Origin of the sequence: Luteococcus sp. Sow4_B9, assembly GCF_052116585.1 — a bacterium.
In the GTDB taxonomy this organism is placed as follows: domain Bacteria; phylum Actinomycetota; class Actinomycetes; order Propionibacteriales; family Propionibacteriaceae; genus Luteococcus.
The window spans coordinates 12,773-29,510 of the sequence record NZ_JBQKKT010000004.1 but is presented as its reverse complement, the minus strand read 5'-3'; the positions used below and the strand labels follow the sequence as shown (position 1 = coordinate 29,510).

The 16,738-nt window shown below is 65.7% G+C and carries 13 protein-coding genes; 7 read left to right on the top strand and 6 right to left on the bottom strand.

The window, feature by feature from the left end; genetic code table 11:
- Positions 1-38 precede the first annotated feature (38 nt).
- On the bottom strand, positions 39-821 hold the full coding sequence (locus ACTQ49_RS03880; protein WP_441826536.1) for a class F sortase: 783 nt from the start codon (positions 819-821) through the stop codon (positions 39-41).
- Positions 822-1,101: 280 nt separating this feature from the next.
- Between ACTQ49_RS03880 and rpsA the strand changes: the two genes are divergently transcribed.
- The 4 genes from rpsA to uvrB all read left to right on the top strand — a co-directional run bounded on the left by rpsA (position 1,102) and on the right by uvrB (position 6,647).
- Entirely contained in the window at positions 1,102-2,565 is a 1,464-nt protein-coding gene (rpsA, locus tag ACTQ49_RS03875) for a 30S ribosomal protein S1 (RefSeq protein ID WP_441826535.1), read from the top strand.
- A gap of 229 nt (positions 2,566-2,794) precedes the next feature.
- Positions 2,795-3,802: an alpha/beta fold hydrolase gene (locus ACTQ49_RS03870; RefSeq protein WP_441826534.1), complete on the top strand. Its 1,008-nt coding sequence runs from the start codon at positions 2,795-2,797 to the stop codon at positions 3,800-3,802.
- Between the two features lie 53 nt (positions 3,803-3,855).
- Entirely contained in the window at positions 3,856-4,479 is a 624-nt protein-coding gene (coaE, locus tag ACTQ49_RS03865) for a dephospho-CoA kinase (RefSeq protein ID WP_441826533.1), read from the top strand.
- Between the two features lie 77 nt (positions 4,480-4,556).
- Positions 4,557-6,647 carry an excinuclease ABC subunit UvrB gene (uvrB, locus tag ACTQ49_RS03860; protein ID WP_441826532.1) on the top strand — a complete coding sequence of 697 codons (2,091 nt, stop codon included), beginning with the start codon at positions 4,557-4,559 and terminating at the stop codon, positions 6,645-6,647.
- Between the two features lie 139 nt (positions 6,648-6,786).
- On the opposite strand, the gene ACTQ49_RS03855 is transcribed toward uvrB, so the two are convergent.
- The 3 genes from ACTQ49_RS03855 to ACTQ49_RS03845 form a co-directional block, all read right to left on the bottom strand.
- Entirely contained in the window at positions 6,787-7,764 is a 978-nt protein-coding gene (locus ACTQ49_RS03855; RefSeq protein WP_441826531.1) for a TerC family protein, read from the bottom strand.
- Positions 7,765-7,979: 215 nt separating this feature from the next.
- Positions 7,980-8,609, bottom strand: coding sequence for an MBL fold metallo-hydrolase (locus ACTQ49_RS03850; RefSeq protein ID WP_441826530.1), 630 nt, complete (start codon positions 8,607-8,609; stop codon positions 7,980-7,982).
- Entirely contained in the window at positions 8,609-9,355 is a 747-nt protein-coding gene (locus ACTQ49_RS03845; RefSeq protein WP_441826529.1) for a maleylpyruvate isomerase family mycothiol-dependent enzyme, read from the bottom strand. Before ACTQ49_RS03845 ends, ACTQ49_RS03850 begins: the two co-directional genes overlap by 1 nt.
- Positions 9,356-9,437: 82 nt before the next feature.
- Here ACTQ49_RS03845 and uvrA point away from each other — a divergent pair, with 82 nt between their 5' ends.
- The gene (gene uvrA, locus ACTQ49_RS03840; protein ID WP_441826528.1) at positions 9,438-12,512 is read left to right on the top strand and encodes an excinuclease ABC subunit UvrA; all 3,075 of its coding nucleotides are present in this window, start codon (positions 9,438-9,440) and stop codon (positions 12,510-12,512) included.
- 188 nt (positions 12,513-12,700) lie between these two features.
- On the opposite strand, the gene ACTQ49_RS03835 is transcribed toward uvrA, so the two are convergent.
- The gene (locus ACTQ49_RS03835; RefSeq protein WP_441826527.1) at positions 12,701-13,102 is read right to left on the bottom strand and encodes a Rieske (2Fe-2S) protein; all 402 of its coding nucleotides are present in this window, start codon (positions 13,100-13,102) and stop codon (positions 12,701-12,703) included.
- A gap of 155 nt (positions 13,103-13,257) precedes the next feature.
- A complete protein-coding gene (locus tag ACTQ49_RS03830) occupies positions 13,258-13,659 on the bottom strand; it encodes a Rieske (2Fe-2S) protein (RefSeq protein WP_441826526.1) in 402 nt (133 codons plus the stop codon).
- A gap of 176 nt (positions 13,660-13,835) precedes the next feature.
- On the opposite strand from ACTQ49_RS03830, the gene uvrC reads away from it, so the two are divergent.
- Complete coding sequence (gene uvrC / locus ACTQ49_RS03825; protein WP_441826525.1) at positions 13,836-15,812, top strand: excinuclease ABC subunit UvrC; 1,977 nt, start codon at positions 13,836-13,838, stop codon at positions 15,810-15,812.
- A 51-nt stretch (positions 15,813-15,863) separates the two neighbouring features.
- A complete protein-coding gene (gene rapZ / locus ACTQ49_RS03820; RefSeq protein ID WP_441826524.1) occupies positions 15,864-16,736 on the top strand; it encodes an RNase adapter RapZ in 873 nt (290 codons plus the stop codon).
- Positions 16,737-16,738 lie beyond the last annotated feature (2 nt).

The following is a 16,738-nucleotide window of genomic DNA, read 5'->3' as shown; positions in this document are numbered from 1 at the left end:
CGAGCTCGACCGGGCTGCTCCCCGAGAGTTTCGGGGGATCAGGCCGCCAGGGGTTCCGCGTAGTAGATGACGCGAGAGTCCCACGTCTCGCGCTGGCGATCGAAGTCCCAACAGATGACGATCGCGAGCTGGTGCTTGCCCTTGGCGTCGTACAGGACGGTCGAGTCAGGGTCATAGTCCTTGACCCAGACCTTCTTCTGGCCGGTATGGCGGTAGCACAGCGTGCGCCCGTCCTTGCCGGTCACTCTGATGATGTCTCCGGGCTCGAGGCCACCGCTGGCGTGCATCGCATTGCCCAGACCCCCGCCATTGCGGAAGGTGTGGGCGGTCAGCACCACCTTCCCCTTGTCAGCTCCGGGCTTCGGCCCCAGGTTGTACCAGCCGACGCTCATCGGCTGGGAGTAGGGCGGCGTCGCGACCGTGCCATCGCCTGCGAGCCCAAGGCTGAGGACACTCGAATTCGCGGCCACGTCACCGATCGAGATGCGGGTGGGCACCATCGGGCCAGGCGTGGTGCTGCACTCGGCGGGCAGTCGTGCTGAGCTGCTTGCCGCGGGGGAGGAGCTGGCCGTGGAGGGATTTCCGCCCGGGCGTGATGGGGTCGAGGTGCCCGAGGGGGAGTCATTCGGGGTGCTGCTCGCCGTCGTGGATGAGCCAGGGCTGCTCGCGCTGGGATCACCGGCGGCCGTGGCCGTGGCGGCGGGACTGGCCTGGGTGTGGTCGGACAGATCGTCGGACCTGGACGTCCTCCACCAGGCCATGACGAGGACAACGGCGAGGACACCCGCGATCACGGACACCAGGCGACGCTTCCAGCTCACGAGAACTCCTTGGACATGCCGGGGCAGCGGTCCCCGGTCCGGTCATTCGAGACTACCCGCGGCGTGAGCGCTCGACGTTCGCTGCCGCGGGATCCGGATTGACCCTTCAGGAGGGCGAAAGATAGGCTGGAGGGGCGCTGTGGTCTGCGCATCCTCGGACGGAGCAGGCTGTGCTCGTCGTGTCATGTTCACTCGTCGGAAGTCCTTCCGACCCGATACTGGCTCGCCGAAGGGCCACGGAGCAATACCGACACACACATCCACTACGGAGTCCTACTACATGACCTCCACCTCTGAGGCCTCTCCTCAGGTCGCTATCGACGACCTCGGCTCGCCCGAAGCCTTCCTGGCTGCGATCGATGCCACCATCAAGTACTTCAACGACGGCGACATCGTCACCGGTACCGTCGTCAAGGTCGACCGTGACGAGGTTCTCCTCGACATCGGTTACAAGACCGAAGGCGTCATCCCCTCCAAGGAACTCTCCATCAAGCACGACGTCGACCCCTTCGAGGTCGTCAGCGTCGGCGATGAGATCGAGGCCCTGGTCCAGACCAAGGAGGACAAGGAAGGCCGCCTGATCCTGTCCAAGAAGCGCGCCCAGTACGAGCGCGCCTGGGGCACGATCGAGAAGATCAAGGAAGAGGACGGCGTCGTCACCGGCTCCGTCATCGAGGTTGTCAAGGGCGGCCTCATCGTCGACATCGGCCTGCGTGGCTTCCTGCCCGCCTCGCTCGTGGAGATGCGTCGCGTCCGCGACCTCCAGCCCTACGTGGGCCAGGAGCTCGAGGCCAAGATCATCGAGCTGGACAAGAACCGCAACAACGTGGTCCTGTCGCGTCGCGCCTGGCTGGAGCAGACCCAGAGCGAGGTTCGCCAGAACTTCCTCACCCAGCTGCAGAAGGGCCAGATCCGCAACGGTGTGGTCTCCTCGATCGTCAACTTCGGTGCCTTCGTGGACCTGGGTGGCGTCGACGGCCTGGTGCACGTCTCCGAGCTGTCCTGGAAGCACATCGACCACCCGTCCGAGGTCGTCGAGGTCGGCATGCCCGTCACCGTCGAGGTGCTGGACGTCGACATGGACCGCGAGCGCGTCTCGCTCTCGCTGAAGGCCACTCAGGAAGACCCGTGGCAGACCTTCGCCCGCATGCACCAGATCGGTCAGATCGTGCCGGGCAAGGTCACCAAGCTCGTCCCCTTCGGCGCGTTCGTTCGCGTCGAGGAGGGCATCGAGGGCCTGGTCCACGTCTCCGAGCTGGCCGAGCGCCACGTCGAGATCCCCGAGCAGGTTGTCTCGGTCAACGACGAGGTCATGGTCAAGATCATCGACATCGACCTCGAGCGTCGTCGCATCAGCCTCTCCCTGAAGCAGGCCAATGAGGGCGTCGACATCGCCGCTGACGACTTCGACCCGTCGCTGTACGGCATGACCGCCAGCTACGACGAGAACGGCAACTACATCTACCCCGAGGGCTTCGATCCGGAGACCAACGAGTGGAAGCCGGGCTTCGAGGAGCAGCAGCGTGCGTGGGAGGCCCAGTACGCCGAGGCGCAGGCCCGTTGGATGGCCCTGAAGAAGCAGGCCGAGGAGGCCGAGAAGGCCGACCAGACCGCCGCTGTCGAGTCGGCCACCGCCGCCACCTACTCCTCTGCGGCTCCGGCCGACGTGGAGCCGGAGGGCTCGCTGGCGTCCGACGAGGCCCTGCAGGCCCTGCGCGACAAGCTCTCGGGCGGCGCCAACTGAGCTGCGGCCCGGTGCGCTGCCGATGAGCAGCTGATCTGACGGCCTTGCCCCGACCGGATGTCCGGCCGGGGCAAGGCCGTTTTTCCACCACTGGCTGAACAGCGGCTGAATGTTGGGTGCGAGGGAATTCACGGTTTCACCCAGCACAGTGAAAAACCGATTGAGTCCGTGGAGGACAATGCACGCGCCACGCCGGAAAAGCCGATGTCCGCCCGATATCGTCTTGTCCATGCATCCCCCAATCCCCACCATCGAATCTGAGGTCCTGTCTCGCGATGGGCACCAGATCCACTGGGAGGAGTCCGGTTCCCCAGCCGGCATCCCAGTGCTCTACCTGCATGGAGGTCCCGGCGCGTCCCTGACGGACGACCATCGGAGACACTTCGATCCCGAGCTGTATCGCGTCATCGCGATCCAGCAGCGCGGCTCCGGACGCAGCCTGCCATCCGCGGCGGCGTCCGAGCATGACCTGTCCACCAACACCACCCGGCACCTGCTTGACGACATCTCGGCGCTGAGGGATCACCTCGGCGTGGAGCGTTGGCTGGTGGCCGGATCCTCGTGGGGCTCCACCCTGGCCCTGCACCACGCTGTGGAGAACCGTGAGCGTGTGCTCGGTCTCCTCCTGGCCGCCGTGACCACCACCAGCCCTGACGAGGTGGAATGGATCACTGAAGGCGTTTCCGTGCTCTACCCGGAGGCATGGGAGCAGTTGGCCGGCTTCGTCGAACAACACAGTTCCTGGACCCGTGGCTCAGAGCGGCTCGTCGATGCTGTGGCGGACATCATGACCGGTGACGACCAGGACTTGCGACGCGAGATGGCAATCACTTGGATGGCCTGGGAGGAATCCCATGTGCAGATCGGTCTACCGGTGGAGGAGCTGGCTCCGGTTGGTCTGTGCGAACTGCCCATTGACCAGCAGGTGGCCCTCACGACCTTGGCCAGCCACTACTGGTCCCATCATGCGGCGCTCGACCCCGAATGGGTTCCCGAAGCCGGCCTGTTGGCCAGCCTCCCAGCACTGACGGGGGTCGAGCTGTTCATGGTGCATGGCCGACGTGACGTCTCGTCGCCGGTGAGCATTCCGTGGCGGATCAAGGGGATCCTTCCCGACGCCCAGTTGCACGTCGTGGAGCACGAGGGCCACGGTGGGCCGTGGATGTCGCACTTGGTACGGCATGCCAGCGACGTCTTTGCACAGGAGAACTCCTTCGCGAAGGTTCTGCAGGGCTGAGCTCGACGTGAGGGCCTCGCCGCACGGTCGGCCTGCCCGGTAGTGTCAACGACATGATCAGAGTTGGCCTGACGGGCGGCATCGCCTCCGGCAAGTCCGCCGTCGGCGAGGTCCTGCAGAAGCTCGGCGCCCTGGTGGTCGATTCCGACCAGCTGGCACGTGATGTCGTCGCGCCCGGCACACCCGGTCTCGCGGCCGTGGTGCAGCGCTTCGGCAAGGACGTGCTGCGGCCGGACGGTTCCCTGGATCGTGGCAGGCTGGGCGCAGTTATCTTCTCTGACCCCGCTGCTCGCGCGGATCTCAACGCCATCGTCCATCCGCTCGTTCGGTCAGCCAGCAGATCCATCGAAGACCAGGTGACCGATCCGTACGCCATCGTGGTCCTGATGATCCCGTTGCTGGTGGAGACGGGGCAGGAGAGGGATTTCGATGCCCTGGTCGTCGTGGATGTTGACGAAACGACCCAGCTGGAGCGTTTGATGGCTCGCAACGGCCTCACCCGTGAGGAGGCGCAGGCACGCATCGATGCCCAGGCCTCACGCGCCGAACGGTTGCGTGTGGCCGACTACGTGATCCGCAATGACGCCGGTCTGGACGAGCTGGCGGAACGCACCCATGCCGTCTGGCACGAGCTGGAGAAGTTGCGCGGGCAGCAGGGCGACGGCTGCGGCTGCTGACTCCGGGGCCACTCTGCCCCCCTCCCGCAGACCCACTCTCAACCTGAAATGTCAGTGGAGGCTTGTAGCCTTCAGGCATGCGCGCAGTTGACGAGATCCAGCGAGTGGTGGCCCCTTTCACGATGCAGGCGGGTTTCGAGCCCTCGGGCGACCAGCCGGCGGCCATCGACGAGCTGGAGCGGAGAATCCGGGCGGGGGAACAGGACGTCGTCCTTCTGGGTGCCACCGGTACTGGAAAGACCGCGACGATCGGATGGCTCACCGAGCGGCTGCAGCGTCCGGTCCTGGTGATGCAACCCAACAAGACACTCGCAGCGCAGTACGCCAACGAGCTGCGGCAGTTCTTCCCGGACAATGCCGTCGAGTACTTCGTGAGCTACTACGACTACTACCAGCCCGAGGCCTATGTGCCGCAGACGGACACCTACATCGAGAAGGACTCATCGCTCAACGAGGAGGTCGAGCGGCTGCGGCACTCCACCACCGCCAGTCTCCTGACCCGTCGCGATGTCATCGTCGTGGCCACGGTGAGTGCCATCTATGGTCTGGGTACGCCTGAGGAGTACGTCGACCGCATGGTGCGGCTGAAGGTGGGCCAGGAGTACGAGCGGGAAGCACTGCTGCGCCGTCTGGTGGAGATCCAGTACGTGCGCAATGACCTTGCCGGTACGCGCGGAACCTTCCGGGTGCGAGGTGACACGCTCGAGGTCTTCCCGGTCTATGAGGAGAATGCGGTGCGCATCGAGTTCTTCGGCGACGAGGTGGAGGCGCTGAGCACCATGCATCCGCTGACGGGCGAGGTGCTCACCACCGATGACGAGATGTACATCTTCCCGGCCACCCACTACGTGGCGGGCCCCGAACGGATGGAGCGGGCCATCGTCGGTATCGAGGCCGAGCTGGAGGAGCGTCTGGCGGAACTGCATCGGCAGAACAAGCTGCTGGAGGAGCAGCGTCTGCGCATGCGCACCACCTATGACATCGAGATGATGCGGCAGATCGGCAGCTGTTCCGGCATCGAGAACTACTCGCGGCACATGGACGGGCGTCAGGCGGGGGAGCCAGCCCACACGCTGTTGGACTTCTTCCCGTCGGACTTCCTGCTGGTGATCGACGAGTCGCATGTCACCGTGCCGCAGATCGGTGGCATGTACGAGGGTGACGCCAGCCGCAAGCGAACCCTGGTGGAACACGGCTTTCGTCTGCCCAGCGCACTGGACAACCGACCCTTGCGGTTCGAGGAGTTCGCGGAACGGGTGGGGCAGACGGTCTATCTCTCGGCCACCCCTGGTGACTACGAGATGGCGCGATCGGACGGCTATGTGGAGCAGATCATCCGCCCGACCGGGCTGGTCGACCCCGAGATCGTCGTGAAGCCCACCAAGGGCCAGATCGACGACTTGCTGGGGGAGATCCGGGTGCGCGCCGAGCGCAATGAGCGCATCCTGGTCACCACCCTCACCAAGAAGATGTCGGAGGACCTGACCGACTACCTGATGGAGAACGGAGTCCGGACCCGCTATCTGCACTCCGAGGTGGACACACTGCGGCGCGTCGAGCTGCTGCGGGAACTGCGCATGGGCGAGTACGACGTCCTGGTGGGCATCAACCTGCTGCGTGAGGGCCTCGACCTGCCAGAGGTGAGCCTGGTGTCGATCCTGGACGCGGACAAGGAGGGCTTCCTGCGCTCCGAGCGATCCCTGATCCAGACGATCGGCCGCGCTGCCCGAAATGTGGCGGGTCAGGTGCACATGTACGCGGACAAGATCACGCCGAGCATGGAGAAGGCCATCGACGAGACGAATCGCCGACGGGCCATCCAGATCGCCTACAACACCGAGCACGGAATTGATCCGCAGCCCCTGCGCAAGAAGATCGCGGACATCACGGACATGCTGGCCCGAGAGGATGCGGACACTGCGGAGCTGGTGGGACAGGCCCAGAAGGGCGGCCGCAGGCCCAGCCAGCCCGTGCCGGCGCTGGGGGAGAAGCGGGCCCTGGACACCTCGAACATGGCGGTCAGCGAACTGGCAGACCTGGTGCAGGAGCTGACGGAGCAGATGCACACCGCTGCCAAGGAGCTGCAGTTCGAGCTGGCGGCGCGCCTGCGTGACGAGATCGGGGATCTCAAGAAGGAGTTGCGCAGCATGATCGAGGCCACCAAGTAGGCGCCCATCCCGGGCACCAGGGCAGGTCCCTCTGGATGCCCGGCTGGACCCCACGGTCAGATCGCGCCCCGAGACGCGCACAGGGCCCATACCCCATGAGGGTATGGGCCCTGTGCGCGTCAGGAGTGGACCAGCAGGATCAGTGCTGGGCCTCGAGCTCCTCGTCGGTCATGTGCCGGGTCTTCCAGAGGCTGGCCACCGTGGTGATGACCAGGGTGGCGACGATCACGCCGAGGCTCAGCTCGATGCCGAGCTCGGCCCAGTCACCCACCAGGTGGTAGTGGTGCGCGGCGTGCAGCACCAGCTTCACACCGATGAAGCCCAGGATCACGGACAGGCCGATCGGCAGGTAGATCAGCTTGTTCAGCATGCCACCGATGAGGAAGTACAGCTGACGAAGGCCCATCAGGGCGAAGACATTGGCCGTGAAGACCAGGTAGGCCTCATTGGTCAGGCCGTAGATGGCCGGGATGGAGTCCAGGGCGAACAGGATGTCGGTGGAGCCCAGGGCGACGATCACCAGGAACATCGGGGTGAAGAACTTCTTGCCGTCGATCTTGACGACGCTCTTCGTGCCCTTCCAGTCCTCGGTGAAGGGCAGGGTGCGCTTGACCCAGCGCAGCAGCATGTTCTCCGTGGCCTCGTCGTCATGGTCCTTCTGGAAGAAGTCCTTGACCAGGTCGAAGGCGGTGTAGAGCAGGTAGGCGCCGAAGATGAAGAAGACCCAGGCGGCAGCCTCGATCAAGGTCTTGCCGAGCGCGATGAAGATGCCTCGGAAGATGAGGGCCAGGATGATGCCCACGAGCAGGGCGTACTGCTGCAGATGCCTCGGCACCTTCATCTTCGACATGATGATGATGAAGATGAACAGGTTGTCGAGGCTGAGGCTGTACTCGGTCAGCCAGCCGGCGAAGAACTCCTTGCCGTACTGGAGGCCGGAGAAATGGGTCACGCCCATACCGAAGAGGATGGCCAGCGCCACGTACATGCCGACGAAGATGCCGCACTCCTTCATGGAGGGCTCGTGCGGGCGACGACCCAGTACCAGGACGTCGAAGAGGAGCACCGCGGTCATGATGCCGACGGTGATCAGCCAGGTGTAGAGATGGACGTTCATCCAAGGCCTTTCACGGGGACGGAAAGCTCAGGAGGTCTCTTCCGCCACCGCTTTGGTGACTGCAGGGCCGGGTGCACGTGGGGGCACCGGGCTGACGACACTGCTCGTGGGAGTACTCCCCTCCAGAGACCACCTTGTCACGATCTGTGGCCCAGTTCACAATTGTTGCCAGTTCCTGCACAGAACGACGGGTGCGACCGGCGGGATTCGGAGCTTCACCAGCCGCGTGCGCGCCACTCGTCCAGCTGGGGGCGTTCGGCCCCCAGGGTGGTGGGCTCGCCGTGGCCGGGCCAGACCACGGCCTCGTCGCCGAAGACCTCGAAGAGCTGGGTGGTCACGCCGTCCAGCAGGCTCGTGAAGTCCTCCGGAGTGCCGGTCTTGCCGACGCCGCCGGGAAAGAGGGAGTCGCCGGTGAAGAGCTGTACCGGGCCGCCTGCCGGGTGGACGACCACCGTGATCGAGCCCGGAGTGTGCCCCACCAGACCCACGATTGCGAAATGGTGCTGCCCGAGCTGCACCTCGTCACCCGTCCACAGGCCCTCGCAGTGCACTCCGGTGGCCTGCTCGATCGCGGCGGCGTCGGGGCTGCCGCACACCTGGCGCGCCCCGGTGCGCTCGGCCATCTGGGCCAAGGCCTGGATGTGGTCGGGGTGGCGATGCGTGGTCAGGATGGTGGTGACCCGAGCGTCACCCACGAGGTCGGTCAGGGCATCTGCGTCGTTGGCGGCATCGATCAGGAGGGCTTCACCAGAGGCATCCACGAGCAGATAGGCATTGTTGCCCATCTCACCCACGACGGTGGTGCGCAGTTCGAGGTCATCGGCGAGAGGAATGGTCCTGGTCATCACAACTCCGGGAGGACGATGGAATCGGCGCCGGAGATCCCGGTGCCGTCGGCACGGCTGGTCAGCCAACCCAGGAGGCTGGCGTCGCTGCCGTGCACGGTGAGGGGGGTCTGGTCGGGATTGCCGATGCGTGCCGTGACTCCGGTGCTGCTGGCAACCCAGAGCGAGGGGAAGTCCGGCCGCTCCCCGATGCGTCGGCAATTCCATTCCAGCAACCACTGGGCTATGTCTGCATCGACGTCAGCAGCGGTGAAGCCGTGTGCGAGGTCGATCCGGTGGAGCACCACTTCATTCAGCCGCGCGACGGGCAGGTGGTGCGCTGGCATCCACGAGCCAGGACGCACTTCCACCGGATCGGTGATGTCGGCCTCCATGAGGTAGTTGAGGGTGTCGTTCAGCTGCCCGGCGGAGGTGTCGAGGTCGATCTGCAGTTCGAGTCCGGAGCGGCGCGAGCCCAGCTCCAGTTCCCGCATGCGAGCCCGCTCGTCCGGGTACATGCGGTTCGGGCGGTGCTCGAGCAGGCCCAGGGCGACGCGTCGGAGACCGTCCGCATTGCGGGCCAGGTGCGTGGCGACGTGCGCTCGGGTCCAACCCGGAAGGCGGCTGGGGCCGTGCCAGTCCTCCTCCGGGATCGCGATCGTGTCCCCGAGCAGGGCCTGGGTGGCTTCGAGCTTGCGGTGGCGCAAGTGGGACAGCGTCGTGCTGACGGGCATGCCCGTCATGTCGTCGCCCCGCTCGCTGCTCATGGGTCCAACCTATCCACCGATCGGTGCTGCTGCCACCGTTGTTGGCGCAGTTCTGTCGGTGGGGCCATCTACTCTGGGGAACGTGAATGACCGCCTTGTAGTCCGTGGTGCGCGTGCGCACAACCTTCGCAATGTCTCGTTGGACCTCCCGCGAGATGCCCTGATCGTGTTCAGCGGACTGTCCGGGTCCGGCAAGTCATCCTTGGCCTTCGACACGATCTTCGCGGAGGGTCAGCGCCGTTACGTGGAGTCGCTCAGTGCCTACGCGCGGATGTTCCTCGGTCAGATGGACAAGCCCGACGTCGACTTCATCGAGGGCCTTTCGCCCGCGGTCTCGATCGACCAGAAGTCCACCAGTCGCAATCCTCGCTCGACGGTGGGCACCATCACGGAGGTCTACGACTACCTCCGTCTGATGTACGCCCGCATCGGTCACCCGCACTGCCCGGAGTGTGGGGAGCCGATCAGCCGCCAGACCCCACAGCAGATCGTGGACCGGTTGATGGCCCTGCCGGAGGGAACCCGTTTCCAGGTCCTGGCGCCCGTCGTGCGCGGCCGCAAGGGTGAGCATGCAGATCTCTTCCGCCAGCTCTCGGCCGACGGCTACAGCCGTGTCAGGGTGGACGGCACGGTGCACCAGCTGACGGACGCACCGTCGCTGGACAAGAAATTCAAGCATGACATTGACGTGGTGGTGGATCGGGCAGCCGTCAAGCCCACGGCGAAGCAGCGCATCACCGACTCGGTGGAGACGGCCCTTCGGCTGGCCCAAGGTGTGGTGGGCATCGACTTCGTCGACCTCGACGAGCAGGATCCCGGCAGGGAGCGTCGCTATTCGGAGAAGATGGCCTGCCCCAACCAGCACGACATCTCGATCGAGGAACTGGAGCCCCGTCAGTTCTCCTTCAACGGCCCGTGGGGTGCGTGCCCGGCATGCACCGGTCTGGGCACGACGCATGAGGTGGATGCGGACCTGGTGGTTCCGGACCGCGGCAAGTCGCTGGCCGATGGAGCGATCGCCCCATGGGCGACGGCTCATGTGGCCTCCCACTACGAACACGTCTTCCAGTCCCTGGCGGAGAAGCACGGTTTCAGCGTCGACACCCCGTGGCAGGACCTGCCGGAGAAGGTGAAGGTGATGCTGTTGCAGGGCGCAGGGGATCCCGTCTATGTGCGCTATCGCAACCGATTCGGCCGCACCCGGACCTTCACCCAGAACTACGAGGGTGTCCTGCGTTATGTCCGGCGCCGTTACGAGGAGGCCGAGAGCGACGCCGCCAAGGACCGTTGGGGCGGCTACCTGCGGGAGATTCCATGCCCCACCTGCCACGGATCCCGGCTGAAGCCGACCTCGCTGGCCGTCACCGTGGGAGGCAAGAACATTGCCGAACTGGCGGACATGTCCGTCCGAGAGGTCGCGGACTTCCTGAATGACCTGGAGATGACCCCGCGCGAGGCCCAGATCGCTGAGCGGCTGGTCAAGGAGATCAATGAGCGTCTCCGTTTCCTGCTCGACGTCGGGTTGGAATACCTCACCTTGTCCCGGGCCGCCGGCACGCTCTCGGGCGGCGAAGCCCAGCGCATCCGGTTGGCCACCCAGATCGGCTCCGGACTGGTCGGGGTCCTGTATGTGCTGGACGAGCCGTCGATCGGTCTGCACCAGCGGGACAACCACCGGCTGATCCAGACCCTGGTCCGGCTGCGAGATCTGGGCAACACCCTCATCGTCGTCGAGCATGACGAGGACACCATCCGGATGGCCGACTGGACCGTGGACATCGGCCCAGGAGCCGGTGAACGCGGTGGCAATGTGGTGGTCTCCGGCCCGGTCGAGGAGCTGTTGGCCAACGAGTCCTCCTTGACGGGGGCCTATCTCTCGGGACGACGCTCGATCGCACTACCGGCTGTGCGTCGGCCCGCGACGGGGCGTGCCATCACGGTCCACGGAGCGACGCAGAACAACCTGCGCGATGTGGACGTGAGCTTCCCCCTGGGCCAGTTCGTCGCGGTGACGGGGGTTTCGGGCTCAGGCAAGTCCTCCCTGGTGAACGGCATCCTGTATCGGGCCCTGGCTCAGCGCATCTACAAGGCCAAGGCCGTGCCCGGGCGCCATCGTTCGATCACGGGCATGGAACACATCGACAAGATCATCCACGTCGACCAGTCGCCGATCGGTCGCACGCCACGCTCGAATCCCGCCACGTACACCGGGGTCTTCGACAAGATCAGGACCCTCTTCGCCGCCACCCAGGAGGCAAAGGTCCGCGGCTACCCGGCCGGCCGCTTCAGCTTCAACATCAAGGGTGGCCGCTGCGAGCACTGCTCTGGCGACGGCACGATCAAGATCGAGATGAACTTCCTTCCCGATGTCTACGTGCCCTGCGAGGTCTGTCACGGCGCTCGCTACAACCGGGAGACCCTGGAGGTGCACTACAAGGGCAAGACCATCTCCGAGGTCCTGGACATGCCGATCGAGGATGCTGCCGAGTTCTTCGCCGCACACAGTGCGATTGCCCGCCACCTCAAGACGCTGACCGAGGTGGGGTTGGGCTATGTGCGGCTGGGACAGCCAGCGACGACGCTGTCGGGCGGTGAGGCGCAGCGAGTCAAGCTGGCCACGGAACTCCAGCGTCGATCGACCGGGCGGACGATGTACGTGCTGGACGAGCCCACCACTGGGCTGCACTTCGAGGACATCCGCAAATTGCTCGGCGTGCTGCAGAAACTGGTGGACCAGGGCAACAGTGTCGTGGTGATCGAGCACAACTTGGACGTGATCAAGACGGCAGACCACCTGATCGACATGGGTCCCGAGGGTGGCTCCGGGGGCGGCACCGTGGTGGTGGAAGGCACTCCGGAGCAGGTGGCCGCCTGCTCGGAGAGCTACACGGGCCAGTTCCTGGCCCCGATGCTTGCGGGCAAGGAGGTTCCGGAGGGCGAGGCCACCGAGCCCCTGGTCGAGTCACCCGCCGTCACGGCGGGGGCGCAGAAGTCCACCGGGCAGAAGCGCACTGCCAAGAAGAGCACTGCCAAGAAGAGCACTGCCGAGAAGAGCACTGCCGAGAAGAGCACTGCCGAGAAGAGCACTGCCGAGAAGAGCACTGCCGAGAAGAGCACTGCCGAGAAGAGCACTGCCGAGAAGACCCCCGCGAAGTAGACCCCCGCGAAGTAGACCCCTCGCGAAGCAGGCAACGGGGCCCGACCGCCCCGACTAGGGCGCCACGTCCACGACGCAACGCCACAGCACCTCACCGTCGGGAGGACGGCGAGGCGCTGTGGCGTCGGATGCGGGCTCCGTCGGACGGAAAGCTCAGGGCCCTCGGGAGAGTCAGGGATGGTGGCCGGTCACTGACCCGAGACCTTCACCGTGTCGCCCTCGAGGGTTGCCACGGCCTGGCCGAGTCCACCGGTGGCGGGGCCACTCAACTTGGACCCGTCGGCGGCGGAGAATCGCGAGTTGTGGCAGGTGCAGATGATCTCGGCCTTCTCCACCTTGGTGACATTGCATCCGGCGTGGGGGCACATGCGGGTGAAGGCCTTGTATTCGCCCGCGGTGGGCTGACTGACGACGAAGTTGGAGTCCTCGATGATCTTGGCACTGCCCACGGGAACCTCGGCGGCCTTGATTTCGGTGGGGCCCGCCTGGACCTGCTCGGGCGACGAGCAGCCAGCCAGGGCGCCGACGCCAGCGGCCGCACCGGCAGCGAGACCAGCATTCTTCAGGACGTCACGACGGGTGGGGCTCATGGAATCTCCTCTGGGTTGGCTGCACACCACCGTACCGGGTGGCGGGCGTGGGATGGGGGGCGGTGATCTGCGGCACGAACCCCTTGCCACCGGGGGCACGCCCGCGGGGAATTGTCCAGGTGGGGAGCCAAGCGGCGGGCTCGAGGCGCGGGGTCTCAGTCGGCGCTGATCGTGAGCGTCGTGCCATCCAGGGTCGTCGTCACCTCGGTCAGGCCCGTCTCGGCGGGGCCGCTGAGTCTGGCACCGTCAGCGGCTGCGAAGCGGGCATTGTGGCAGGTACAGATGATCTCTGCCTTCTCCACCTTCGAGACGTCGCAGGCGGCATGCGGGCAGGTGCGGCGGAAGGCCTTGTACTCGCCCGCGGTGGGCTGACTCACCACGAAGCCAGTGCCCTCGACGACCAGGGCGCTGCCCACCGGGATGCTGGCCACGTCAACCTCCGCGGGACCCTCCTCGATCACCTCGGGCGATGAGCAGCCAGACAGGCAGCCGACAGCCGTCATGGCGCCGGCGGCCAGGCCTGCGGACTTGATCACTTCACGACGGGTGGGGCTCACGGGGCATCTCCAGGGCAGTGTGCGGGGTCGGCTCGACGCCTGTACGGCCCTCTCTCGGCTCCACGGGGAAGCACCAAGGTCGTCGGCAGGCCTTGTTCCTGCACACTATCCCACCGCTGGTGCGGCTCTGCGGTCGGGGCCCAGCCCTGTCGGAAGTGGCTCCTAGACTGACCTCCATGGCCGATCCCTCCACCTATCGCCCTAAGCCGGGCACGATCCCCACCGATCCCGGGGTCTACCGGTTCATCGATGCACACGGCCAGGTGATCTACGTCGGCAAGGCCAAGAACCTGCGACAGCGGCTCAATTCATACTTCGCAGATCCGGCGGGGCTGCACTTCAGGACCCAGACGATGGTGCGCACAGCTGCCAAGGTCGAGTGGACGGTGGTCCAGAACGAGCTCGAGAGCCTGCAGCTGGAATACACCTGGATCCAGCAGTACGACCCCCGATTCAACGTCAAGTACCGCGACGACAAGTCCTATCCCTGGCTGTGCATCACGTGGAGTGACGAGTACCCACGGGTCTTCGTGGGGCGGGGGAGCAAGCGCAAGGGCTATCGCTACTTCGGTCCCTTCGGACAGGCATGGGCCATCCGGGAGACGGTCGACGCCCTGCTGCACGTCTTCCCGATGCGTTCATGCAGCAATGGGGTCTTCAACAGCGCCAAGGCCTCGGGCCGTCCCTGCCTGCTGGGCTACATCGGCAAGTGCTCGGCACCCTGCGTCGGGAGGATCAGTCCGCAGGACCACCGAGAGATCGTGGAGGACTTCGCCAGTTTCATGGCTGGCCGTACCGGGCAGCTGACCCGCAAACTGGAGCAGCAGATGCTGCGGGCCAGCGAGGAGCTGGAGTTCGAGAAGGCGGCAGTGCTCCGGGATTCCCTGCAGGCCCTCAAACAGGCCACGGAACGCAATGCCATCGTGCTGGATGACGGCACCGATGCCGATGTGATTGCCCTGGCCGAGGACCCACTCGAGGTGGCAGTCCAGATCTTCAATGTCCGGGCCGGCCGGGTGCGCGGCGAGCGTGGTTGGGTCGCGGATCGTGCGGATGACGCCGACACTGCTGAACTCATGGAGCAGTTCCTGCTGCAGATCTACGCGGACTCCTCCGCCGCAGACACCGAGGTGGCCAGTGCGATCCCGCGTGAGGTACTGGTTCCGGTGATGCCGATATCGGGCGTGGTGATGGAGGAACTGCTGCGCGAGCAGCGGGGTGCCACCGTGCGACTGCACGTGCCGCAGCGAGGTGACAAGCGGGTCCTGATGGACACCGTCGCGAAGAATGCCGAGCAGGCGCTGCAACAGCACAAGATGAAGCGGGCCAGCGACCTGTCCACCCGCAATCGGGCCCTGGAACAGCTGCAGGAGACCCTCGAGCTGCCGTCGGCGCCGTTGCGTATCGAGTGCTACGACATCAGCCACCTCCAGGGAACCGAGGTGGTGGGCTCCATGGTGGTCTTCGAGGACGGCCTGCCGCGCAAGAGCGAGTACCGGCGCTTCGTGATCAAGTCCTTCGAGGGATCCGATGACCTGAGGGCGATGCGGGAGGTGCTCACGCGCCGTTTCCGCCGGTTGCTCGATGATCGTGCCTCGATGAGCGCAGAGGCCGAGGGTGGCCCCGTGCTGGTGGACGCCACCACCGGGGCTCCGAGGAAGTTTGCCTATGCGCCCCAGCTTCTCGTCGTCGACGGTGGCGCACCCCAGGTGGCTGCGGCCGCCGAGGTCCTGGAGGAGCTGGGCCTGTCCGACGAGATCGCCCTGTGCGGCCTGGCCAAGCGTCTGGAGGAGGTATGGATTCCCGACGAGGAGTATCCGTTGATCCTGCCCCGCACGTCCGAGGGGTTGTACCTGCTCCAGCGTGTGCGCGACGAGGCCCACCGCTTCGCGATCACCCATCATCGGGGCCGTCGCAGCAAGGCCATGGTGGAGTCGGTCCTGGACGACGTGCCAGGCCTGGGGGAGACGCGACGCAAGGCACTGCTCAAGCACTTCGGGAGCCTGCGCAAGCTGCGGGCCGCGACGGCGGAGGAGATCGCCCAGGTTCCGGGCTTCGGACCCACCCTCGCCGCGGCGGTGACCGGGGCGCTGGCGGCCCAGGAGCCAGGCGAATCGGTCAACATGACCACGGGTGAGGTGCTGGACGGGTGAATTCCATCTGACAACGTCGAATTGTCCGAATCCTCGGCCATAATGGGCCGTGTGAGCACACCCAGCAGCCAGAACCCTCGCGTCGTCATCATCACCGGGATGTCCGGTGCCGGTCGGCGGACGGCCGCCCATGCCATGGAGGACCTCGGCTGGTACGTGGTCGACAACCTGCCGCCGTCCCTGCTGCCCAATCTGGTCGATCTGGCGCGGCACAATGCCATCGAGAAGCTCGGTGTGGTGCTGGACGTACGCAGCCGCACCCTGTTCGAGCAGTTGGGCTCGATCTTCGCGGAGCTGACCGAACAGGGCATCGACATTGAGGTCCTGTACCTGGAGGCCGATGACGCGGCGATCGTGAAGCGGCAGGAGTCCACCCGTCGCCCGCTGCCGCTCCAGGGGGACGGTCGTCTGCTGGACGGTGTGGTCAAGGAACGAGCGATGCTCTCCACGTTGCGTGCTTCGGCCGATCTGGTGATCGACACCACGAACATCAACGTGCACCAGCTCTCCGCGCGGGTGGCGCATGCCTATGGCGGCGACGACGGCGCCCGGATCAGGGCGGCCGTGATGAGCTTCGGTTTCAAGAACGGTTTGCCGCTGGACGCTGACCTGGTGCTCGACGTTCGTTTCCTGCCCAATCCGCACTGGGTGCCGGAGCTGCGGCCGCAGACCGGTCTCTCGGAAGCGGTCAGCGGTTATGTGCTGGCGCAGCCGGGTGCCGAAGACTTCCTGGACCAGCTGGAGGGACTCTTCGACACCATGACACCGGGCTACATCCGCGAAGGGAAGCGTCAGGTGACGATCGCCATCGGTTGCACGGGTGGGAAGCACCGTTCGACGGCCATGAGCGAGGCCTTCGGGCAACGGCTGCGTGCCAAGGGGGTTGGCGTGACGGTGATGCATCGAGACCTGGGCAAGGAGTGACG

Bases quoted from the DNA above. Each gene is read 5' to 3' on its own strand.
- ACTQ49_RS03835 (WP_441826527.1), bottom strand. From the start codon at position 13,102: ATGAGCCCCACCCGTCGTGACGTCCTGAAGAATGCTGGTCTCGCTGCC.
- ACTQ49_RS03850 (WP_441826530.1), bottom strand. From the start codon at position 8,609: ATGACCAGGACCATTCCTCTCGCCGATGACCTCGAACTGCGCACCACC.
- ACTQ49_RS03870 (WP_441826534.1), top strand. From the start codon at position 2,795: ATGCATCCCCCAATCCCCACCATCGAATCTGAGGTCCTGTCTCGCGAT.
- coaE (WP_441826533.1), top strand. From the start codon at position 3,856: ATGATCAGAGTTGGCCTGACGGGCGGCATCGCCTCCGGCAAGTCCGCC.
- ACTQ49_RS03845 (WP_441826529.1), bottom strand. From the start codon at position 9,355: ATGAGCAGCGAGCGGGGCGACGACATGACGGGCATGCCCGTCAGCACG.
- rpsA (WP_441826535.1), top strand. From the start codon at position 1,102: ATGACCTCCACCTCTGAGGCCTCTCCTCAGGTCGCTATCGACGACCTC.
- uvrB (WP_441826532.1), top strand. From the start codon at position 4,557: ATGCGCGCAGTTGACGAGATCCAGCGAGTGGTGGCCCCTTTCACGATG.
- ACTQ49_RS03855 (WP_441826531.1), bottom strand. From the start codon at position 7,764: ATGAACGTCCATCTCTACACCTGGCTGATCACCGTCGGCATCATGACC.
- uvrC (WP_441826525.1), top strand. From the start codon at position 13,836: ATGGCCGATCCCTCCACCTATCGCCCTAAGCCGGGCACGATCCCCACC.